19 protein-coding genes are annotated in these 23170 nt (G+C 47.3%); 9 read left to right on the top strand and 10 right to left on the bottom strand.

Annotated features, from left to right (window positions below; all coding sequences use genetic code 11):
- Window positions 1–150: 150 nt before the first annotated feature.
- The 4 genes from ACR9Y8_RS25375 to ACR9Y8_RS25390 are packed head-to-tail and all read right to left on the bottom strand — an operon-like array spanning window position 151 to window position 6193.
- Window positions 151–3099: an FAD-binding and (Fe-S)-binding domain-containing protein gene (locus ACR9Y8_RS25375; protein ID WP_481216055.1), complete on the bottom strand. Its 2949-nt coding sequence runs from the start codon at window positions 3097–3099 to the stop codon at window positions 151–153.
- An 18-nt stretch (window positions 3100–3117) separates the two neighbouring features.
- Window positions 3118–3954 (bottom strand): N-acetylmuramic acid 6-phosphate etherase, encoded by an 837-nt coding sequence (murQ, locus tag ACR9Y8_RS25380; RefSeq protein WP_481216056.1) that lies wholly within the window; start codon window positions 3952–3954, stop codon window positions 3118–3120.
- Window positions 3935–5416 carry a sodium:solute symporter gene (locus ACR9Y8_RS25385; RefSeq protein WP_481216057.1) on the bottom strand — a complete coding sequence of 494 codons (1482 nt, stop codon included), beginning with the start codon at window positions 5414–5416 and terminating at the stop codon, window positions 3935–3937. The genes murQ and ACR9Y8_RS25385 overlap by 20 nt, the downstream gene beginning before the upstream one ends.
- Window positions 5417–5446: 30 nt before the next feature.
- A complete protein-coding gene (locus ACR9Y8_RS25390; RefSeq protein ID WP_481216058.1) occupies window positions 5447–6193 on the bottom strand; it encodes a DeoR/GlpR family DNA-binding transcription regulator in 747 nt (248 codons plus the stop codon).
- A 196-nt stretch (window positions 6194–6389) separates the two neighbouring features.
- Here ACR9Y8_RS25390 and ACR9Y8_RS25395 point away from each other — a divergent pair, with 196 nt between their 5' ends.
- From ACR9Y8_RS25395 to ACR9Y8_RS25410, 4 genes are all read left to right on the top strand, one after another.
- Window positions 6390–6935: a TetR/AcrR family transcriptional regulator gene (locus tag ACR9Y8_RS25395; RefSeq protein ID WP_481216059.1), complete on the top strand. Its 546-nt coding sequence runs from the start codon at window positions 6390–6392 to the stop codon at window positions 6933–6935.
- A gap of 655 nt (window positions 6936–7590) precedes the next feature.
- Window positions 7591–8004, top strand: a complete 414-nt coding sequence (locus ACR9Y8_RS25400; protein ID WP_481216060.1) for a nuclear transport factor 2 family protein — start codon at window positions 7591–7593, stop codon at window positions 8002–8004.
- 228 nt (window positions 8005–8232) lie between these two features.
- Window positions 8233–8670, top strand: coding sequence for a nucleoside deaminase (locus ACR9Y8_RS25405; RefSeq protein WP_481216061.1), 438 nt, complete (start codon window positions 8233–8235; stop codon window positions 8668–8670).
- A 172-nt stretch (window positions 8671–8842) separates the two neighbouring features.
- A complete protein-coding gene (locus tag ACR9Y8_RS25410; protein ID WP_481216062.1) occupies window positions 8843–9877 on the top strand; it encodes an MBL fold metallo-hydrolase in 1035 nt (344 codons plus the stop codon).
- A gap of 2 nt (window positions 9878–9879) precedes the next feature.
- On the opposite strand, the gene ACR9Y8_RS25415 is transcribed toward ACR9Y8_RS25410, so the two are convergent.
- The 6 genes from ACR9Y8_RS25415 to ACR9Y8_RS25440 all read right to left on the bottom strand — a co-directional run bounded on the left by ACR9Y8_RS25415 (window position 9880) and on the right by ACR9Y8_RS25440 (window position 15604).
- A complete protein-coding gene (locus ACR9Y8_RS25415) occupies window positions 9880–11514 on the bottom strand; it encodes a serine hydrolase domain-containing protein (protein WP_481216063.1) in 1635 nt (544 codons plus the stop codon).
- A gap of 147 nt (window positions 11515–11661) precedes the next feature.
- Window positions 11662–12432 carry an alpha/beta hydrolase gene (locus ACR9Y8_RS25420; RefSeq protein WP_481216064.1) on the bottom strand — a complete coding sequence of 257 codons (771 nt, stop codon included), beginning with the start codon at window positions 12430–12432 and terminating at the stop codon, window positions 11662–11664.
- 117 nt (window positions 12433–12549) lie between these two features.
- A complete protein-coding gene (gene corA / locus ACR9Y8_RS25425; protein WP_481216065.1) occupies window positions 12550–13524 on the bottom strand; it encodes a magnesium/cobalt transporter CorA in 975 nt (324 codons plus the stop codon).
- 288 nt (window positions 13525–13812) lie between these two features.
- Window positions 13813–14352 (bottom strand): YSC84-related protein, encoded by a 540-nt coding sequence (locus ACR9Y8_RS25430; protein WP_481216066.1) that lies wholly within the window; start codon window positions 14350–14352, stop codon window positions 13813–13815.
- Between the two features lie 163 nt (window positions 14353–14515).
- Entirely contained in the window at window positions 14516–14965 is a 450-nt protein-coding gene (locus ACR9Y8_RS25435) for a carboxymuconolactone decarboxylase family protein (protein WP_481216067.1), read from the bottom strand.
- A gap of 63 nt (window positions 14966–15028) precedes the next feature.
- Window positions 15029–15604, bottom strand: coding sequence for a Crp/Fnr family transcriptional regulator (locus ACR9Y8_RS25440; RefSeq protein ID WP_481216068.1), 576 nt, complete (start codon window positions 15602–15604; stop codon window positions 15029–15031).
- Between the two features lie 86 nt (window positions 15605–15690).
- On the opposite strand from ACR9Y8_RS25440, the gene ACR9Y8_RS25445 reads away from it, so the two are divergent.
- The 5 genes from ACR9Y8_RS25445 (at window position 15691) to ACR9Y8_RS25465 (ending at window position 23066) form a co-directional block, all read left to right on the top strand.
- The gene (locus tag ACR9Y8_RS25445) at window positions 15691–17322 is read left to right on the top strand and encodes a tannase/feruloyl esterase family alpha/beta hydrolase (RefSeq protein ID WP_481216069.1); all 1632 of its coding nucleotides are present in this window, start codon (window positions 15691–15693) and stop codon (window positions 17320–17322) included.
- A gap of 113 nt (window positions 17323–17435) precedes the next feature.
- Window positions 17436–19568 (top strand): T9SS type A sorting domain-containing protein, encoded by a 2133-nt coding sequence (locus tag ACR9Y8_RS25450; RefSeq protein WP_481216070.1) that lies wholly within the window; start codon window positions 17436–17438, stop codon window positions 19566–19568.
- 102 nt (window positions 19569–19670) lie between these two features.
- Window positions 19671–19970 carry a hypothetical protein gene (locus tag ACR9Y8_RS25455; protein WP_481216071.1) on the top strand — a complete coding sequence of 100 codons (300 nt, stop codon included), beginning with the start codon at window positions 19671–19673 and terminating at the stop codon, window positions 19968–19970.
- 150 nt (window positions 19971–20120) lie between these two features.
- Window positions 20121–20567, top strand: a complete 447-nt coding sequence (locus ACR9Y8_RS25460; protein WP_481216072.1) for an ORF6N domain-containing protein — start codon at window positions 20121–20123, stop codon at window positions 20565–20567.
- A 147-nt stretch (window positions 20568–20714) separates the two neighbouring features.
- Complete coding sequence (locus ACR9Y8_RS25465; RefSeq protein WP_481216073.1) at window positions 20715–23066, top strand: GAF domain-containing protein; 2352 nt, start codon at window positions 20715–20717, stop codon at window positions 23064–23066.
- Window positions 23067–23170 lie beyond the last annotated feature (104 nt).

Below are 23170 nucleotides of genomic sequence, written 5' to 3' on the forward strand. Positions count from 1 at the left end.
CACAGCTTTTGCGGGGAGCGCGGCCGAAGCAATCTTTTAACGATTAGAAGAGTGTTTTAAAAGATTGCTTCGTCGCTCAACGCACAAGGCTTTACTGCTCCTCGCAATGACGGGGGATGGGGCGCCGGATGCTCCTCGCAATGACGCGATTTAAACCAGCGCTTCATACAGCACTTCTGCTGGATGGAGCGCTGCTCTTTTCGTTCCATCCAGTATCTGGTGACGACAACTGGTGCCTGGTGCTGCAATGATCACTTCTTCGCCCTGTGATCTTACCGTTGGAAAGAGCACCAGTTCCCCGATCTTCATCGAGGTAGCATAATGTTCCTTATCAAAGCCAAAGGAACCGGCCATACCACAACAGCCGGAGGCAATCACTGTTGCCTCATAATTAGCTGGCCAGGATAATACTTTCTTAATAAAGCTGACGGACGATAAAGCTTTCTGGTGGCAATGCCCGTGGATCACTACTTTCTTTTTATCAGATCTGAAAGATTCTTTCCGGATATTGCCTTTGTCAATCTCTGCTGCCATAAACTCTTCAAAGAGCATTACCTTATGAGAGAGCGCCGTTGTCTTTGCTCTTAGCTCCTCCGGAACAAGGTCTATATATTCATCCCTGAAAGTAAGAATAGCAGAAGGTTCCAGCCCGATGAGCGGATAAGGGCTGTCTGCAATAAAAGCCAGCAGCTCGATGTTCTTCTGTGCGATCTGTTTGGCGCGTTTCACCAATCCTTTTGATAAATGCGTGCGTCCGCTTTCTATGTGCTCAGGGATGATCACTTCGTATCCCAAGGCCGTCAGCAGGCTGATACAGCGGATACCGATGTTGACATCATTGTAGTTAGTGAACTCGTCACAGAAGAAATATACCTTGCTGAAGAACTGTTTATCCTGTTGTTCCCGTTTAAATTTCTTATACCAGCTTTTCAGCGTGTAGGGATGCATGGCGGGCACTTCACGCTCGGGCGCCATATGCATCATGCCTTTCATTATCCTGGAAAGGAATTTATTCGAGAACACGAAGTTGTACAATCCTGGCGCTATGGCCGCCAATTTGCTCAGCCTGGGGAATTCAGCTATTAAACGTGCGTTGACAGGAACGCCGTGTATATCATAATACTGTTGCAGGAATTCTGCTTTCAGTTTTGATACATCCACGCTGGAAGGGCATTCTGTTTTACAGCCTTTACAAGAGAGGCAGAGATCCATGGCGTGATGGATCTCTTCATGATTGAAAGCTTGCGGGGTGTTGTCCTGCGCCAGGAATTGCCGCAGCACGTTGGCCCTGGCCCTGGTAGTGTCTTTTTCAAAACGGGTGGCCATATAGCTGGGGCACATAGTGCCACCGGCGAAATGCGTTTTGCGGCAATCCCCTGAGCCGGAGCATTTTTCTGCGAGCTGCAAAATGCCACCTTCCCTGCTAAAGTCAAGATGAGTTTTAATAGCAGGGCCTTTGGCGGCTTCCTTGTAGCGGAAGAAGGCATCCATGGGCGGCGTGTCAACGATCTTGCCGGGGTTAAACAGGTTGGCGGGATCATAGATCTGCTTCACCTGTTTGCAGAGCTCATAGCATTTCTCGCCCAGCATGAAGGGGATGAACTCGCCGCGCAGGCGGCCGTCCCCATGTTCTCCACTCAGTGAGCCTTTATATTTTTTAACAAGTGCGGTGGTCTTCGCCAGTAAAGCACGGAAAGCGATCTTGCCTTCGGGGCTCTTCAGGTTAATGATCGGCTCCACGTGAATTTCACCAGCCCCTGCATGGGCGTAATAAGAAGCCTGCAGTTGCATATCCTTTAGCACGCCTTGCAATTCTTCAATATAATCAGGCAGGTTTTCAGGCGCTACGGCACAGTCTTCAATGAGGTTTACCGGCTGTGCATCTCCTTTGATATTGCGGAGCAGTCCGAGTCCCGCCTTGCGAAGATTCCAGGCCTTATTGATCTCCACCCCACGCAATACGGGATAGGCGTAACCGAGTCCGCCTGCTTTTATTTCATTGATAAAGGCAGTGGTTTGTGCCTGCAGCACTTCTTCAGAAGGGCACATAAACTCTACCATCAGGATAGCGGCCGGATCTCCTTCTACAAAGAAGCGGTTCAGTGAATGCTCCGGGTGTTCTTTCGTGAAATTCATGATCACATCATCCACCAGCTCTGCCGCGGTTACCGGATGTTTCACCGCCACAAGATTTACCAGCAAAGATTCTTTGAGCGTGCTGCAATGCACGCACACCAGCGCATTATGTGCGGGCGGCAGGTCCATCAGCTTGAGCTTTGCTTCGGTGATGAAGGCGAGCGTGCCTTCAGAACCGGCGATCAGCCGCGACATGTTGAAAGGTGCTTTACCGCCGTAAGGTTGTGTATCCAGCAAGGCGTCCAGTGCATAACCCGTGTTCCTTCTTTTTACAGTGGGAGCCGGGTAGCCGTCTTGTATGGCCTGTTGATTTCCTTTATCAGATAATATGGCATGGATGGAGCGGTAGATATTACCTTCGAGGTTATCCTGTGCCAGCTTGTTGTTCAATGCAGCTTCGTCCAGTGCGGCGAATGTCACTTCATCGCCGTTGCCCAGTACTGCGTTTACAGACAGCAGGTTATCGCGCGTAGCGCCCCATACCATAGAATGTAATCCGCAGGAATTATTCCCGATCATGCCGCCTATCATGGCGCGGTTGGAAGTAGAGGTTTCGGGGCCGAAGAAGAGTTGATAAGGAAGGAGCCATTCATTGAGCACATCCCTTTCAACACCGGGTTGCACCCGTACCCATTTTTCTTCCGTATTTACTTCGAGCATTTTATTCAGGTAGCGGGAAGTATCTACTACCAGTCCGGTGCCTACCACCTGTCCGGCCAGCGAAGTGCCCGCCGTACGGGGGATCAGCGGTATCTTGTGCGCCTGGCTCATTTTTATAAGCAGGCTGATATCTTCTTTGTTTTTTGGAAGCGCTACTGCCAGCGGATGTTCCTGGTATACGGATGCATCGGTGGCATAGGCCATGAGCACTGTTTTGCTCAGTGAGTCGTCGCCAAAGTAAAGATCGCCGGCCAGTTGTTGCCTGATATCGCTAAAGATCTGATGTAATTGTGCCTTGTCCATAACCATATTTTTTGCCTGTTAGCGGGCGCTGATCGCTGTAAGCGCTTTCTTAACGGAACCGTGCTGTAAGAGCAGGGCTTTTGCATCTTCATAGCTGCTGATAGCGGCTTTTTCCATCAGCATTTTCACGCCTCTGTCTACCAGCTTGTCATTGCTTAGCTGCATATTCACCATCTTGTTATCTTCTACGCGGCCCAGTTGGATCATGAGGGAAGTAGAGATCATATTCAGTACCAGTTTCTGTGCGGTGCCGCTTTTCATGCGGGTGCTGCCGGTTACGAATTCTGGTCCTACCACCACTTCGATGGGATAGTCTGCTGCATCGCTCACCGGGCTATCCGGATTACAGGAGATGCTGCCGGTGATGATACCATGTTTGCGGCATTCGTTCAGCGCGCCTATTACATAAGGGGTGGTACCGCTGGCGGCGATGCCTACTACTACGTCTTTATCAGATATCTCCCATTGCTGCAGGTCTTTCCAGCCTTGTGTGGCATCGTCTTCTGCCTTTTCAACAGATTTACGGATGGCCTTATCTCCACCGGCAATGAGCCCTATCACCAGGTGGTGTGGTACGCCGTAAGTGGGCGGGCATTCGGAAGCATCAAGGATACCGAGGCGTCCGCTGGTGCCTGCGCCCAGGTAGAAGAGACGGCCGCCGGCCAGCATTTTATCAGCTGCAGCTGTTATAAAGGCCTCTATGGCAGGGATGGCGTTGCGCACAGCGGCAGGAACGCCTGCGTCTTCTTCATTGATGCTGGTCAGCAGTTCCCGAACACTCATCTTTTCCAGGTGGCGATGGCGGGAGGCTTGCTCCGTTACTTTAATAAACTGTTTATTTTTCGAAAGGTTCATAGTTTAATTTGTTGACGCGGTTTTTTTTGCCGGGTACCAGGCATAATCCGAGGAAGGTAAGCAGCCCGTTGATGAAAAGCAGTTCCAGTCCGATGCCGAAGTTGCCGAAAATAGATTGCTGGTAATGGTCAATGATAAAACAAATGATCGGTGAGATGATCACTACCAATGGTACCAGCTTGTCGTTCACGGTTCTTTTGGTAAGGATGCCGAAGGCAAAGAGCCCCAGTAAAGGCCCGTAGGTATAACCGGCTATCTTCAGGATAAGACCGATCATGCTCGGGTTGTCCATCCACTTAAATCCCATTACAAAGAGCAGGAAGATCGCTGCAACGGAGAGGTGCACGATCTGGCGGATGCGTTTCTTTTTCTTGTCGTCCAGCTGTTCGTTTCGTTGTATGCCCAGTATGTCTATACAGAAAGAAGAAGTGAGCGCGGTGATAGCGCCGTCTGCACTTGGGAAGAGGGCAGAGATCAATGCAATGATAAAGATGATGGATACGATGCCCGGCATGTATTGCAATGCGATGGTGGGAAACAGTTCATCGCCTTTGGCGTTGATACCTTTGGCTTCAGCAAACAAGTAGAGGAGGCCGCCCAGGAAGAGGAAGAGCAGCACTACCAGCATGAAGATGAAGGCGAAGGTCATCATGTTCTTCTGGGAATCTTTGAGTGTTTTTACGCTGATGTTCTTCTGCATCATTTCCTGGTCCATACCTGTCATAGTGATGGAGATGAATGCACCGGCCACGATTTGTTTCAGGAAATAATCCTTACCAGCGGGATCGGTAACGAAGATCTTTGAATAGCCTTTTTGTGCAAGTACCTGTGCGCTTTGCAGCAGATCAAGGTCCAGCTGGTTCAGGATATAGAACACGCATACGATCAATCCGATGAGCATGCAGGCGGTTTGCAGGGTGTCTGTCCACACGATGGTTTTAACGCCGCCTTCAAAAGTATACAGCAATATCATCAGCAGGATGATCAGGGAGCCCAGCCAGAAAGGCATATTAAAATTCTGTAGGATGGTATGGTGCAGGATATTCACTACCAGGTAGAGCCTGGCGGTGGCGCCCAGTGTGCGCGAGAGGATAAAGAAAGATGCGCCGGCTTTGTAGGAGTGGACGCCCAGCCGGTCCTTCAGGTAATTGTAAATGGAGGTGAGATGCATCTTATAATAGATAGGCAGCAGCACATAGGCCACCACGGCATAACCAATGAAGTTGCCGATGATCACCTGGAAGTAAGAGTAGGCGCTGAACCCAACGGTGCCGGGCACACTCACGAAGGTAACTCCACTGAGGGAGGTGCCGATCATCCCGAAGGCTACCAGCATCCAGTTGGAGCCACGATTGCCAATGAAGAAGGAATCATTGGTGGCGTTACGGGAAGTGAACCAGGCCACAACCAGCAGCAGAACGAAGTACGTGATAACAAGCGAAAATAATAAGACTGGTGACATGCGCTAATGATGTATTGTTTTGACTTATGACTATAAAATCCTGATGCCGGTTTGCCGGTATGGTTTAAGGGCTGGATCGCCCGGGTTCAGTTCTGTGATCAATGTGTTGATGCCGGATAGGTCGCATACTTTGATACGCTGTACGGTGTTCAGTTTTTCTGTGATGGAAAGTGATACCACGTGGGAGGAGGCCTCGATCATGGCTTTCTTCACTTCTGCCACTTCCCAGTCGTTATCCGTAATGCCTTTTTTCACGTCAATGGCATTAGTGCCGAGGAAGCAGAGGTCTGCTTTAATGCCGTTCAGGCGGGATATGACGCTGCCGCCAACAGCGATCTGGGAATTCTTGGAGATCCTGTCGCCCAGGAATACCAGGTCGATATTAGGATGGTGACTGTATTCGTATGCTGCGGGAAGGCTCACCGTGATAAAGGTGGCGCTGAGTTCCGGAGGCAGCGATTTGGCGAGCTCAATAATGGTCGTGCCACCGGTGGTGAGCACAAACATGCCGTCTTTGATCAGGCGGCAGGCTTTGGTGGCGATGAGCTTTTTACTGTCCAGCGCGTATACATTCTCTGAGGCTACGGAGAGGTGGAATGATTTGGAGAGCGCGCCGCCGTGGACTTTGATCAGCTTATCCTGCTCTGCCATCTGGTTGAGGTCTCTGCGGATGGTATCTTCCGAAACGCCCATTTGCTGGCTCAGATCTACTGACAGCACCTTGTTGTGCAGGTTTACCTGGCGCAGGATAAATGACTGACGTTCCTTCTTTAGCATGACCCGGGACGGATTTTGATTCCGACTAAAATAATGTAATAATTTAATAAACATGCAGGAAAACGCAGTTTTTTGGTTCAAATCCAGAAAATAGCTGCAAAAAATGCAGGTATGATAGGCTGAACATGCAGGTTTTGGATGTTGGCCTGAGATAGACCAATCTGTCTGTTTAAGGGATATTTCTTACCTTTGTGGTATGAAACAGAAAGCAAATGACCCAAAGCAGCGGATCCTGGAAACGGCGACTGAGTTGTTTTACAGGCAGGGGTATCATGCTACGGGCATTAACCAGGTGATACAGGAGGCAGAAGTGGCGAGGGCTAGTTTATATCAGCATTATGAGTCGAAAGAGGCTTTGCTGGCGGCTTTTCTGAATCATCGGCATGATTACTGGTTTGCGAAATTAAAGGAGGCCACGGCACATACTAACCAGCCTAAGAAGAAGATCCTGGCGGCGTTTGATTTTCTGCAGATGATGAATGAGCAGGAGGATTTTCGTGGTTGTGCTTTTTTGAATATCCTGTCTGAGGTGACGGATAAGGATGCCGAGGCGCTGGGTATTATCCAGCATCATAAAAAGGAATTACGTACTTATTTGGGTAATATCCTGGCAGGGGAGCCGCAGGCTCTGAAAGACCAGGTGTATTTACTGTTTGAGTCTGCGATGGTAGAGAGCCAACTTTTCAGGAATCAGTGGCCGGTAGTGGAGGCGAGGAAGATGGTGAGTGCGTTGTTGGGTTGATCTGTTGGCTTACGCGGAAATTCTGTCAGGCGGAGAGGCACATCTGTTATCTTACATTGAATACTTTCGATCTGCATAGAATTCCCTCGATCTGACGACAATCATGTCAGCTGACGATAGCGGTAAGGAATATGGTTGATGGTGCCCATCTCACGTTAATCGCAATATTACGACTGAAATAGGGGGGTGGGGTTTCACCGGTGTTTCACCGGGGTTTCAGTGGGAGAAAAGGGGCTTTTATAGGGGTATTGATGGAGCAGCAGGGGGTAAAAAAGCCGACTGTTTGCTGTTAATCGCTCATCAACAGCGGGTCATTTTCGCCATTTCCGCCAAAACCGCCATCTTATTTTTTTCGATTTGTGCTTCGATCTAATATTGCAATGCGATGGCCTTTACCGGGAAAATGAGAAAAGGGATTCTTCTCCATCCGTTTATTCTTTTCAACAATTGGGTTAGTTCTGCTGTTTGGAAGTCTTATCCTGGATTTTGGTAAGGGGAATAGATAAAATAAACAGACCGATCTGTCTGTTTATTGAAAATAGTTTCCTACCTTTATTGAGGAATCAGGAATAGATCACCGAAATAGTACTGATTTTTACAGACAGATCGGTCTGTATTGTAAAATGAAATTCATCACTTTTAAAAATCAGATTTTATGGAACAGAGACATCCTTTACCGCCTTTTACATTAGAAACAGCCTTGCAGAAGGTACAGATGGCCGAAGATGCCTGGAATACCCGTGATCCGCAGAAGGTGGCCATGGCTTATACCGTTGATACGGAATGGCGTAACCGCGATCAGTTTGTGAATGGCCGCCAGGAAGTGATTGCTTTCCTGACGAAGAAATGGGAGAAGGAGCTGGATTATAAGCTGAAGAAAGAGTTATGGGCGTATACGGATAACCGTATCAGTGTGAGGTTTGAGTATGAGTGGCATGATAAAGCGGGGAATTGGTTCAGGTCATATGGAAATGAGCAATGGGAGTTTGATGCGAATGGGTTGATGCAGAGGAGGTATGCTTCTATTAATGACCTGGCGATTGAGGCGAAGGATAGGAAGTTTTTGTAAAAAGTATACTTAGAGCTAAATATAATGTTATAATCGGCTTTAGGTGGCGAAATGAAACAGGTTAGCGCTGAATTAGAATAGAGCTTAATTAATTTGTAGCTCATCAAGGGTCTAATTAGAGCTCGAAAAGCCGCCTTTAAGCTCTATTTGATAAGCTAATGAGCTTTAACAACCTATCCGTTGCCACTAACATGCTTTTTGGATATATTTGAATCTAAACATTTTACCATGACCGATTTCATGACCGCCGCCATCGAAGAAGCACTAACCGGCCTTAAAGAAGGCGGTATTCCCATCGGCTCTGTACTGGTATACAAAGGAAATATCATCGGACGCGGACATAACCGAAGAGTACAAAAGAACAGCGTTATCCTGCACGCAGAAATGGACGCGCTCGAAAATGCAGGCAGGCTCACCGCAGCAACCTATAAAGATTGTACATTGTACACAACATTATCTCCGTGTCCGATGTGCTCGGGAGCTATATTATTATATGGCATTCCAAAGATTGTGATTGGTGAAAATCAAACGTTCATGGGTGCAGAAACTTTGCTTAAAGCAAATAATCTCGAAGTGATAGTAGAAAACCGAAAGGAATGTATTGAGATAATGCAACAGTTCATCCTGCAGCATCCGCACCTTTGGAATGAAGATATTGGTAGGTAGGCTGTGGTACCCCACGCAAGCTGCTCCGGCAAAATATTTTTATCCTGTTAAAATATCCCCGCAGCTGATTCGTCAATAACCTGGTATGAAGACATTAGTCAGGATAATTGTAAAATGCCTGAAAGTAGCACTGGTGATACTAGTGTTATTGATAATCACTGTATTAATATATATGAGACATCCACTATTCGGTAAAAAGCCCGCAGGAAAGAGATTAGAACTGATCAGGCAATCACCACATTACAAAGATGGGCAGTTCCGGAACATCCATAACACGCCTTCACTTTCAGAGGGATACAGCATGGGAGGCGTTATATATGATTTTATATTCAAAAAGCATCCGCGTTTACGCCCGATAGATTCGTTGCCGTCTGTAAAAACAGATCTGCTGGCGCTTGCGCCGCAGCAGGATGTGCTGGTCTGGTTTGGCCACTCCTCTTACTTTATACAGGCAGGAGGGAAGCGCTTCCTGGCAGATCCCGTGTTTTCAGGCAGTGCCTCACCTATACCCGGAGGAACCAGGGCATTCAATGGGGCTGATATTTATACTGTTGACGATTTCCCGGCAATAGATTACCTTTTTATATCGCATGATCATTACGATCACCTCGATTATAAGACCATATTAGCACTCAAGGGCAAGGTTGGTAAAGTGATCTGCGGATTGGGAGTAGGAGAGCACCTGGAAAGCTGGGGCTATACGCCTGATCAGATCATAGAAACCGATTGGTGGCAGGATGTGGATCTTGGGGATGGCTTTGTAGTACATACAGCTCCTACCCGCCATTTTTCCGGCAGAACCCTTTCCCGGAATAATACACTTTGGCAGTCCTATGTATTGCAAACGCCTGCTATGAGGATCTATATAGGAGGTGATAGCGGTTATGATACTCACTTTGCGGAAATTGGAAAGAGATTCGGCCCGATGGATTTTGCCATTCTTGAAAATGGTCAGTATGGTCTTGCATGGAAGTATATTCACATGCAGCCCGAAGAGGTATTGCAGGCGGCAAAAGACCTTGGGGCAAAAAGACTGCTGCCGGTGCATTCTTCCAAGTTCACATTGGGCACTCATCCCTGGGATGAACCTTTACAAAGGATAAAGGCCATAGCAGACATTCCGCTGGCTACCCCTATGATAGGCCAATTGGTCGATCTGCGGGATGATAAACAGGTATTTAAAGAATGGTGGAAAGGCGTGAAGTAATGTCAGTTCGCTGCCAGTTGTTTTAACATTTCCTGTGCTTCCTTATACTGCTGATCCTTTGCGCTGGTATATTCTTTAAAGCGGACCAGGTTTTGAAGTATTTCCCTGGAGCGCTGATTGTGGCCGTTCCCATATCGTTTAACAAGTTCCATCATTGCATCGAATTTGCAACCCTGTTCGCAATATTGATCGCCCCTGGCAAGCGATTCAAAAGAGGCTTCCGCCTGTTGGGATTTCCCGTTTTTCTGATAAATAAGACCTGCATACCAGGCTTTTATGGGGTGTAATTTTTTAGACCTGGCATATTCATCCGCCATCTTTAATCCAAATTGTAAAATCTGTGGATCAGATGATCTGCCCACGAGCTCAAATGCTGTTGGTGTTTGCCAGATTGGATCTGTTGGGGATTCCTTCATCAGCCTTTGCAAAAGATTATCAGCTTCTAAGGTATCCGGGTGTAATGAAGCGGGTAAAAAGGCCAGGGTTGTTGCTTTCGCAAACTTTTCCTCTATAGTAAGCCGCGATTTGCTGTGCTCTTTTTGGATGTAATTTTTATAGAAGGAGCATACCAGCATCGCGTTAAAAGGGTTGCCATAGCCTAGCCTTGTTGCGGCTGATGGGAGGGAGCAGGGCGAGAGCATGATCAGCGTGAGGTCTTTGGAAGGCACCCGCAGCAAAAGAGCCGCATCATTATTACCGTATCCATAGGCCCAGTGAAGCTCCGTTCCTTCAAAACTGGTTGTGAACCATCCCTCGCCATAAGGGCTACCCGGATAGAAAGGGGAAGTGATTTGCTGGTATTGCGAAGCAGTTAGCAACTTATTTTGGCCAAGCGCTGCTGCGTATCTTACAAGGTCATTTACACAGCTCATCATCCCAAAACCTGGTCCGCTTTGCATGTTACTAAGGTTAACATCAATGGCCGTAAACTTTCCATCAGCTTCATTCAGGCTATAAATTGGCGCCATCCATTTTTTTAAAGACCCGTGCTCATTTTCCGAAAACCGTAACAAGGTGTGCTCCATCTTCAACGGCGTTAGTATCCGTTTCTGTATCTCTTCGGTGAACGGGCGCGAGATATCATTGGGGACCCTTGTTTTATTAATGGCGCAAAAAGCGTTGAACACTATATTGTATTTACTGCCATTATAAATAAACTGCGACCCGGGAGGGCTGCTTTCAGAAGTATGGCTTATTAGCTGCCCGAGCGTAGTTTGCTGGTTCCACCTGGCAGGGGTGAAGTATTGATTGGGATATTTCGAAATGGGATCATTCAAGGATAATTTTCCTTCTCCTTCCATTTGTTTGAGCGCAACAGCTGTGAACGATTTGGTAAGCGAGGCAATAGGGAAAATATGATCCGCGGTAAGTGGCTCATTGGTCGAAGGATTAGTTGTTCCCAAACTTTTGAAAAAGATAAGGCTATCGCCCTGGGCGACTCCAACAACTAATCCGGGAAGGTGCAACAACTGATAGTAATCTTCTATGCTTCTGCTGAATGCGCCCGTGTCATTTAAAGGTTGCAGAGGCGCTGTAGCCCAATCCTTCGTGTAAGGGACCGCGCTTAGGCGCTGCATGTATATGGCAGATACCAGTAATATTGTTGCGAATAATGCAGACTTTATTTTTCTTGACATATGAGCCGTCGGATTTAACGATGCTGATTATGCCAAATAGTTTGCCAATGCGGTAACTTGATTGTAGTGTGTTAATAAATAATAAGTTACGTGGTTTGCGAACAACAAGATGCTGTCCGATTATGAACACCAATGTCCGGGTTTAATCTATAGGTTTTCATACCATTGCAGGATATAATCAGCTACATTTTCCCAGCCCTTTTCTCCGCAGATGAAATGGCTTTTCCCTGCAAAGATCTTAATATCGACTTTACTATTGGGGTCTTTGTATCTTCCGGCAATGGTTTTAGTAAGACCAGGCGGAAATATATGATCCTTGGCCCCACCTATAAATAATATGGGCACATGAGGCTTTTTGAAATCTATATTTGAATAAGCATTCAGAACCAATTGGCGGCTTACTTTATAGCTTTCCGGTACAGCATATTTTTCAAAGGCAGTTGCTTTTTCGGCATCTGGAATTGTATTGAAGAATGCATAGTCGTACCATTTACGGCTGCCCATAAAGTATTTGTTAGATGAAAAGAAGCCAAAGGCGGGAAGAACGGTTTTAAGAGTCTGAAATGGCGGGAAAACGTTTTTAGGAGGCGCCCCGTCTATGCTTACCCCAGCCACGGCTTTCCCTAATTCAACAAGTTTCATCACAGCCATCCCGGCCATAGAATGCCCGATGATCAATGGCTTTTCATGCAAGCTGTCGATCAGGGCGGCAATATTGTTTACAACGTCTATAAATCCTGTTTTTGTTAAGTCAGGATGTACATTTTTTCTCAATTCCGATGGAGTGCCTTTGTGCCCCGGATTTACAGGGGTATAAACTTTATACCCTTTTTGTTCATAATATTGTTTCCATTCCGTCCAGGTGCTGTCGTTCACAAAATTTCCGTGAATGAGTATAATAGTTCTTGATTTTGTCATGTAGCTTTTGGGGGTTTAAGGGTGTTTGATCAGTTGTCTGTATCAAACATACTGATTTTCACCTTCTTTTTTCATGTCTAAAGAATGGCTTTTCTTGTACATATTACTGTAAACGCCTTACAACCAGCCGGAGCGCCTGAAGTAATAATAAACAACTGCGCAGATAGTGAGTGTGGATATTACTACCAGCGGATAGCCCCAGTGCCATTCCAGCTCCGGCATAAATTTGAAATTCATTCCATAGAACCCGGCCACCATGGTAGGCACTGCAATGATCGCCGCCCAGGCTGCAAATTTCTTGGAAGTGTCGTTCTGCGATATGGAGATCAAAGAGAAGTTGGCGTCCAGCGCAGTATTTAATAACTCCCTGGTGTTGTCCACCATTTCATTGATCCGCAGCACATGATCATAAATGTCACGGAAATAGGGTTGTGTTTCCTGTGAGATGCCTTTGATGTCAAATTTCATCAGGCGGTTGCAGATGTCTATTAACGGTGATACTGCCCGCTTCACTTCCAGCAAGTCTTTCTTTAGATTATATATCAATTCCGTTGTTTCACGGCTGGGTCTTTCTTTGAAGATCTTGTCTTCAATTTTTTCTAATTCAATTTCCAGTTCTTCTACTACCGGGAAATACATGTCTACAATAAAGTCCATAATCGCATAGAGCACGAAGCCTTGTCCTTTGCATAACATATCGGGTGCTGTTTCACAACGAACCCTGACATCGGTGTAAGGTATGGAAGAGCCATGCCGGACCACTACAATGAAATTGGCCCCGACGAAAAAATGGGTTTCTCCAAACTCAATAGCATGGGCTTTGCTTATCTGCGCCGTGCGCATGACGATAAAAAGCGAGTCGCCATAAAGCTCTATTTTGGGGCGTTGGTGCGCTCTGTGAGCATCTTCAACTGCGAGGTCATGCAGGCGGAATTCATTTTGTACACGTTCGAGCAGTTCTTCCGATGGTTCATAGAGCCCTATCCATACAAACTGGCTGGTATCTTTTAAGATCTCATGGATGTCGTTCAGCTCAACATCGGCGACCCGGTGTCCGGATGAGTAGGCGGCGCAATTGACAATCTCTTTCATAGATGCGCTTTTGAGGTCAGGGTAGCATACGCTCTTGGAAGTTCGCGAAAAAATATGAAATATGGAAAATAAAGAGATGCATCACTTAGCGCCTGCGAGCTCCTTGCTAAACCATCGCCTGGTACAAAGTACAGGGGCGGATGCGACTTAATAAAGAGGAAATGACGCGGGCAACAAACGGAACAATATGATTATGCAATAACGAGCTGTTGCTGATCAAGGAACTGATCGCTCTGATAGATCAGCAACAGCACGTCATACCGGGACTGGAAAAAATGAGCGTCACGCTCACTTTCCGCTCGCTTCGTAAGTAAACTTTTGTCCACCAATTGCGGCTTCAAGCATCAAGCCGCCTTTTCCCTGACTGAAGACGAGCACGCCTTCCCGGTATTTCACATTTGCAGCTGCTCCTTCTTTAGCAGCAATCGCCGAAACCTGGCCGGAGAACTTAAGGTTGTTGTTTCTAAAGTTTTCCAGCGCTGCTTCGTTCTCAAAAAATATTACTTCACGGTATGCCTGACCGCCAAACTGGAAACCAGCGGTTACCTGTATCATCTTCGCGAGGCCAATAAATTTTCCTTTCTCATAAACAACGCCATTACCAGCGGCGCCGCCAACACCAACAGCGCCTTTACCCACGTTCGGAAAGATGGCATATCCGTAACTATGGTCAAAAAGGTTTTGCATTAATTTGTCCGTTTTAATAAAAGCAGCTTTCGCTTCTTTGCCGTCACCGATGAGCCTTTCTTTGTTCTGTGCTCTAAGCATCACCGGAAGTAAGGAACCCGCCATTAGAATGATGGCAAGGCTTATCAGATACTTTTTCATAGCGATACCTTTTGGTTAGATCTACCATAGCACAAGTAATATGCCATACCGCTTCCGACTAGTGGTGAAAATCAGGATGAGACTGCTACTTATACACCCAAACACTGCCGGCGCCCCATAGTGATCTTTCTGGGGATAGCGGAGCCTGAATAGGTACCAGCTTTTAAGCTGGTACCGTTTTCGTTGAAATGCCGATACGGTTCAGGAAATTAATAAGACAGGCACATACGATGATGTCTGTTATCTGCTTCGTGTCGAAGTAGTTCTTCAGCTTTTCGTAAGCCTCATCAGAAATACCATGAGCGGAAATATGTGTTACTTCTTCGGCTACGTGTAAAGCGGCTTTTTCGCTATCGCTAAAGAATGGGCTTTCCTGCCAGGCGGAAAGGGCGAAGATCCTGCTCGCTGTTTCTCCACGCTGCAGGGCTTCCTGCGAATGGTACTCGATACAATAAACACATTTATTGATCTGTGAGACGCGCACCCTGATCAGCTCCAGGAGGCTCCGGGGCACGGAGGAACCTGCCAGGCGTTTGTCTATTGCTGCTATGGCATCCCAGTACAAAGGTTCTTCTGCCCAAATGTCTAAGCGATGTTTAATTGATTTAACCATGATTTGAATGCTTTATTTACGCTGCAAATTGCATCGGAAAAAAGCCCTATCGCTTAAACTGGTTTAAGAAATGTATTTCTTCCGGATCTCGCTCAGGTATTCGGGCGTAAATCCAAGGAAAGAGGCCAGCAAATATTGAGGGACGCGCTGAATAAAGGCAGGGAACTTTTTTTGAAAATCACGGTATAACTCTTCCTTCGGAAGCTCGTTTATCAGCTTCATTCTCACCTGGGAGGCCGCATAGGCTTTCTGGAATACGAGGTGAAAATATTCATTTATTTCGGGTATTTTGGTCAGCAGGACCCGCTGGCTGTCAGCGCTGATACTCAATACTTCTGTGGTTTCTATTGCTCGAATGGAGAATTGTGCCGGTGATCCGTTGGAGAAAGCCATAAAATCAGAGATCCACCAGTTTTCCATTGCGAAATCGATGGTCTGTTCGACCCCGTTCTGTTTCAGGTAGTAAATGTTCACGCATCCTTTAACAATGAAAAATTTTTCATAGCATCGCTGTCCCTCATCCAGTAATAGCTGCTTTTTTTTATATACCCGCTGTTCAAAGAACGGCTCTATTAAACCTGATCTTTCCGGTGCTATCGTGCAGAATTTACCAATATGGGTAATAAGCTGTTGTATCACATCTTCTTTATTTGGTGGCACTGGCAAAATTACAGGAAGGATAGATTATATTTAAATCACTTTTGCAACAATTATTCATCCTTTTTGTGAGAATAAGACAAGGAACATTTTTAAGCACCTGCGTATGGCTGGCTTTCTTTTCAACGTGTGTGAATGCTTACGCGCAGGAAAGCAGCGTTACTGCTGGCAGCTTGCGGGAGAAAATACTCGCTTTGAAAATACCCGGGCTAACTGTAACAGACATCCAATGCCTGCGTGCCGGCGTATATCAACCAACTGCATCAAAAACGGTATTTGAGGAATTACCTGCCTTTTGCCTGGTGGCGCTAACGCTTAAACCCACACCCGCCTCGAACATAAGAATAGAGCTTTGGATGCCCCAAAATACCTGGAATGGCAGGTTCCTGGGAACAGGTAATGGCGGCAGTGCCGGAAATATTCTTTATGACAGGCTGGCCAACGGGTTGAAAAAGGGCTATGCCACTGCCAATACGGATATGGGCACATCGCCGCATCCTGATTCAGCTATCCATCATCCTGAACGCCGGGCTGATTTTGGGTACCGGTCCACCCACCTGATGACCATCGTATCCAAACAGATCATCGCCTTATATTATGGTAAAACGGCGCATCACGCTTATTTTGTTGGTTGTTCTACAGGCGGCCAGCAGGCTTTGATGGAAGCACAGCGGTACCCGGAAGACTACAATGGTATCATCGCAGGTGCACCTGCCAATAACCGCACACATTTACACACCGGGTTTATATTAAACCGTACAGCCACCAGTGAAGGGAAGGATACTTTGTTTTCACCGGCAGACCTTACTTACATCAGCAAAACGATCGTTTCCAGCTTTGCAGGTAAAGATGGCGGGGCGCCGTCCGACAGCTTTCTCACAGATCCGAGGATGGTAAAATTTGATATTGATTCGCTTTTTAAATGCGGAAACGGCAAACAGTGTCTTACCGATATTCAGATAAGGGCATTAAAAAAGATCTATGCAGGACCCATCAACCCGCGCACCGGCGAACAGATCTATTGTTCTCCACCACCCGGGAGTGAAGATGCAAAGGGCGGCCTGGAATACCAGCAAACAGACAAAGGCGCTGCCGGCTTGTTTTACTTATATCGCTGGGCGTTTGGAGCGGACTTTGACTATCACCGTTTTGATTTTGACAAGCAACAGGCTGTCGTAGACTCAGTGCTGGCGCCTATATTAAATGCCAATAGCCCTGATTTAAATAACTATAAAGCTGCCGGTGGAAAATTGATCATGTACACTGGTACCGCCGATGCACTGGTCCCTTTCCAGGACGCTATCAATTATTATGAGCGGGTAGTGCAGCAGCAAGGCAGCCTGGAAGCAACACAAGGTTTTTTCAGGTATTTTTTGATACCTGGCATGGGGCATTGCAACGGAGGGCCTGGCGTTAACGACTTTGGTCAAAATCTCAGTCCTGTGATACACCAGGATAGCGAGCATGATATTTTGCTCGCCCTTGTGAACTGGGTGGAACAAGGCAAGGCTCCGGGGAAAATGGTCGCCAGCGCGTTGAGCTGCTGCGGTGCCAGTGGTACCAGGTTTCAAAGGCCTGTCTATCCCTATCCGGCATTCCCGGAATACAAGGGTGGAGACCCCCGGTTGCCTTCCAGCTATAAAGCGGTCATTCATCAACGGGGCGGAGTGGTGATCCCTGCCGAAAAATATTTACGATAAAGATACCAGGAACGGGCATATTTATCAGCCATTCTCCCGGCAATTAGTGCTTTATTAGTCCTCCTGTTAAGCGTGTAACACTATCTTAGGGTCTCACCAAACTTCCACGTCCTATGATCAGGAAATTGACCCGTTTTGTACTGTTCACTGCCCAGCTCTGCGGTAGTGCCTTTATCCTCCACGCCCAGGTGGCCCCTCCTGCACAATCAGTAACCGGTAAAGTGATCTGCGGCTACCAGGGGTGGTTTAACTGTTATGGCGACGGCTCGCCGGTAGCCCGTTGGCGGCACTGGTCGTCCGGGCCCTACAACTCTCCCGCCGGTAGCCCGGCGCCGGGGGCTGTTACCTTTGAAGCCTACCCGGATGTTACGGAATATCCCTCCGGCGTGATGTTCCAGACCAACCTGGGCAACCTTAGTGACGGACGGCCAGCCCAATTGTTCTCTTCTTATCCTGCCGCTACCATAGACCTGCATTTTAAATGGATGCAGCAGTCGGGCATAGACGGGGTAGCCCTCCAGCGATTTCTTGGAGAAACCCGTGACGGGGTTTTCAAGGACAACCGCGACAGCATCACCGTTCGCATGCGCCGCGCTGCTGAGAAATACCAGCGGATCTTCTATATCATGTATGATATGGCGGCAGATGATACCACCTTCTTTAAAAATGACTGGCTGCACATAGAAAATGACCTGGGCGTGGTGAACAGCCCTTATTACGCTCACCAGGATGGCAAGCCGGTGATCTGTATCTGGGGCTTCGGGTTTAATCACCGACTGAACGCACCCGCCGCCAGCCTGGCCATTATCAACTGGTTAAAGGCAAAAGGATATTACGTGATCGGTGGAGTGCCTACCTACTGGCGTACAGAGACCAATGACTCCTATACTGGCTATAGCCAGGTTTACAATGCTTTTGACATGCTCTCCCCCTGGTCTGTAGGCCGTTTCGGCGACAATGCCGGTGCGGATAATTTCAAAACCAATTTACTGCAGCCAGACCTTGCATACTGTAACGCCAACGGTATCGATTACCAGCCGGTGATCTTTTCCGGCTTTGCCTGGAGTAACTGGAACGGTGGAACGCGTAACCAGATTCCCCGTAACAAGGGTGAATTCTATTGGCGGCAGCTCTACAATATTAAGAACCTGGGCATGAACACTGCTTACGTGGCCATGTTCGATGAATATGATGAAGCCACTAACATCATGAAAATGGCGGACAGCTATTTTGCGGTCCCCAACAACCAGTACTTCCTGACCAGCAGTGCAGATGGTACCTATTTGTCCGGCGATTTCTACCTGCGCCTCACCGGGCAGGCTACCAAAGTGCTGAAGGGCACTGCGCCGCTTACTACTAATGTCACCATTCCCTATTCAACGGCGCCGCTCTGGTTTCGCACCAGCGTAGAAACGGATTATGATGCGGTTCCTACCTGGACCAACAGTGCAGATCCAAGTTCCATTCCCAGGAATGTGAGCAATCCCTTATGCGGGGTAGTAACAGGGGAAACCAGTCACCTGGGCACGTCGGCTATTCGTATATCCGGTACAGATAATGCGGCCACCGGCGGTTCTTATTATTATTTCCGTGTGTTCGATGTGAACATCCCGGTAAACGCCGCTACCAGGCTAAGCTTCTGGACATTCCCCACCAACGCCATCTCCCGCTATGCCACAGTAGACCTGCTCATGACAGATGGTACCACCCTGCGGGATATAGGAGCCGTAGACCAGAACGGTACTTCCATGCATCCCGGCGCAGGGCATGGTACGGTGAACACCTGGCAGCGTATTGTCTGCAATATCGGCAACTGGCTAAACGGGAAAACTATTGACCGGATCATGATCGCCTATGATCATGGCGCCGAAACGGGCAACTTCAAAACATATTTTGATGATATCATCATCAGCGATACTGCTTCATCGTTGCGTACGGGGCATAAAGTGGGCGATACGCTTATGCGGATCCTGGCAGACGGGAAATACCAGTTATCAAAACAGGTAAAGGTATTTCCCCAGCCTGCCAGTAATACGGCTACTATCCAGTTTGGCAATACGCTGAAAGGAATGGGCTATTTAACCGTCCTGAGCGCAGGCGGTGAAGCCGTGGGGCATCAGCTGATCAACCTGGACGGCGGCAGGGCCACTATTCCTGTCAGCCATCTGCCGGGCGGATTGTATTTTCTGCGTATTAATACAGGTCGCGAGACGCTTACGCAAAAGCTGATGATCGTACGGGAGTGACCATTTACTGTCTATCATATATCAAAAGCCCGCTTGAAAGGAGCGGGCTTTCCTGTTTGCATAAGATGCTAAAAAACATATCTTTGAGTAAAACAGCTTCATATGGGTAAAGTACATTACGACACCGTTTCCAATGCAATTGATGCTTTACGGAAACAAGGATTTACTGTAGACTTTAATATAGTGGGTGACCACCTGGCGCATGGTGAAGAGAAGATCCACCTGGATGATTTTTCAATTGTGGATGTTTACAGGTATGAGGGAAATTCTGATCCGGGAGATGAAGCAGCTGTGTATGCGATCGCATCAAAAGGTGGCTTGAAAGGCGTGTTGGTGACCGGGTATGGAAGCGCGTCGGATGAGGTCTCGGAAGCGATGTTGGAGAAGTTGAAGGTGAGATGACGGCTGATTGCCCTGATTGTTTGTGCCCCTTAGCTTTCTCTCACATATCTCACTATAATAATTCTATGGTTTGGAATGATACTGTGCTTGCAGTATGATTCTCCCAGTCCATTGTTACAACCATTTTAATATTCTTAAAATTTATTATTCATGAATAAAGAGGGCAAAGAAATACCTTTATCGAATGAGATGCTGATCAGCAAAATATATAACGTTCGAGGACATAAAGTAATGTTGGACAAGGATCTTGCAGAGCTGTATAACGTAAAGCCAATACGATTGAGAGAACAGGTAAAACGAAATATTGAAAGATTCCCGGAAAATTTTATGTTCCAGCTTAGCAATGAGGAAGTTGAGATTATGGTATCGCATTTTGCGATACCTTCTAAAAAGCATCTGGGAGGTCATCTTCCTTACGCTTTCACGGAGCACGGAGTGCTGATGTTGGCAAATGTATTGCGTAGTGAAAGGGCTATCCAGGTAAGTATTCGTTCTCATCGAGATTTTCGTAAAGATGCGGGAGATGCTTTCTACGCACAAGGATATTTTATTAAAAATCGAGCAATTAGAAAAAAACGTAACGGCTCACGACGGTGACATACAATTAATCTTCGAATATCTCAAGCAACTGCTTAACCCCGTACATGAAGAGCGGAGAACGATCGGTTTTAACAAGCAGGCTGAGAACGGCTAACAACTTCTCCCCTCAATTCCCTACCTTTGACCCACAGAGAACAACCCGCCATGAAAAGTTCCATATTTGACGTCTCCGGCAACCGGGCCTATTCCTTACCCATTGATGCGGAGATTTCCTTTCAGCCAGTTATAGACCGTATCAGGAAAATGGCTGACATCGAGCAGACCGTTAAAGGTGCATTCTATAAAAACGTACTGCAGCGATTTGAAGAACAGGGGATCTACGACCAGGAGATACCACTTGATAAGATACATGAATACGAGCCTTTACTGGAGCTTTTATATGCCTGCTTCACACCGGCCCTGCAATCAGAGCAGGAACTGGCCTGGGGGCTCAGCTTTCCCTTCCGGAAGCCCATCATCTTTTATGGAACCGAGTTACTGTATGAGCTGCTGGGAAGACGCAAAGGAGGACAGGAAGTGTATGTAACGGAAAAAGGGCCTGCAGATTATCATCGTGAAAGGCTGCAGCTGGTGTATTCCTATATCCTGAAAAGATTGTACAATTTTGAAGTGCCTGTAAAGACAGGCCTCGTTCATGCGGGTGTCAATACGGAAACCGGTTTGCTGGAATACTACGCCGTAAATATCGATACTGACTTTATAGACGTAACCGTTAACGGAGAACTGCCTGAACTGGATTGCAGCGCGCTCTATACCCACCTCAGTGCAGGCGCCAGCTATGAGATACTGGAAAACATGCTGCCTTTGAATCTTTTCCGCTTCAGGGGCATCGCCATGTTAAAGGTAGTGGATATCACCCAGCAGATGGCAGTAAAGAATATACTGCAGGTACGCCTGAACCGTAGTGCCAATGATGAGGGAGAAAGCCAGAAAAGCGTGATCCGTTCCCTCAAAACCCTGGTCAGGAGTAATAAAATTGAGTTCGACCTTTTCCCCTTTGTAAGAGTGAACAACGAACCGGTGTATGGCTTTGTAAAAGGAGGCACCGGGGTACTGTTCGCTGTGTGGGGCGAGAATAACCTTACACCAAAAGAGTTCAGCGAAGAAGCAAAATACTATGCGGAACATCCTGAATTCTTTTTCTCCCAGGATATTTTTAAGACTACGGAAAAAGAATACGACAACGATCCCTATCTCAAACAGTTCCAGGACCTCGGCGTGAGATCACTGGCCCTGATGCCGGTATTGCAGAACAATGTGCTCGTAGGCGTGCTGGGTGTTCATACCTGGGGCGACGATACCTTCGACGAAAAAACGCTGGCCCTGCTGGAACCCGCCATGGGGCCTATCACACAGCTATTGCAGGTGTATATTGATGAATTTAACCTGGAGATCGACAACATCGTAAAAGAGAAGTATACCGCCATACAGCCCGCTGTACAATGGAAATTCAACGAGGCTGCCTGGCATTACATGATGCAGCAAAAGAAAAATGTGCCCGCGAAAGTGGAAAGTATCCTCTTTAGCGACGTATACCCGCTTTACGGATCCATTGATATCAGGAATTCTACCATAGAAAGGAACACGGCTGTAAAGGCCGATCTGGATGTGCATTTAAACCTGCTGTCAGACATGCTCCAGGGACTGCAGCAACATCACCATTCTTCCCTGATGGAAGAAACCATCTTTAACTGTAAGAAATGGCAACAGGTATTGGCCCAGGAACAGCTGAACCCAACAGAAGAGACCAACCTGAACTTCTTCCTGACGGAGGGAACTGTGCCCTACCTGCGGCATCTGGCCCACCAGGAGCCGGCTACCCGTGAGATCATCGAAAAATATATACAGCTCATCCATAGCGGTAATGGCGCTATCCATGAGAACCGGCAGGCATTGGAAACCTCCATGCAGATGATCAACAGCGCCGTAAACAGCTATTTTGAAACGGAGAAGCATACACTGCAACAATCCTATCCCTGTTATTTTGAGAAATTCAGAACAGACGGGATAGAATATGATATTTACATTGGCCAGTCCATTGCACCAGACAAACCTTTTGATCATTTCCATCTCAAGAACCTTCGCCTGTGGCAGCTGTCATCCATGGCGGCTATTGCCAAACTGACCCGCTCACTGATACCGGATCTGCCAAGGGAACTGCATACTACGCAACTGATCTTTGCCCATAACCACACGATAGACATCAGCTTCCGTGCAGACGAAAAACGCTTTGATGTGGAAGGTACCTACAATATCCGTTACCAGATGATCAAGAAACGGATCGATAAGGTACATATCCGCAATACGAACGAGCGTCTTACCCAACCCGGGAAGATCGCGCTGATCTATTTCAGCAGTAAAGATGTGGACGACTATCTGCCTTATATGCGCTACCTGCAGGAAAGCGGCGTACTGCATAATGACCTGGAAGAGCTGGAGCTGGAAGATCTGCAGGGCCTGAGTGGCCTGAAGGCCCTGAGGGTAGGGGTGGTTTAGTGCCCCGGTTACATCAAATATTTCCCCAAGCCCCTTCAAACCCCAACAAAGCTTATTGCTGAGTCGGCTCATAAGAACAGCAAAATGAAAAGATTGCGAAGACT

The organism is Chitinophaga sp. SVR4-12A, from assembly GCF_056754765.1.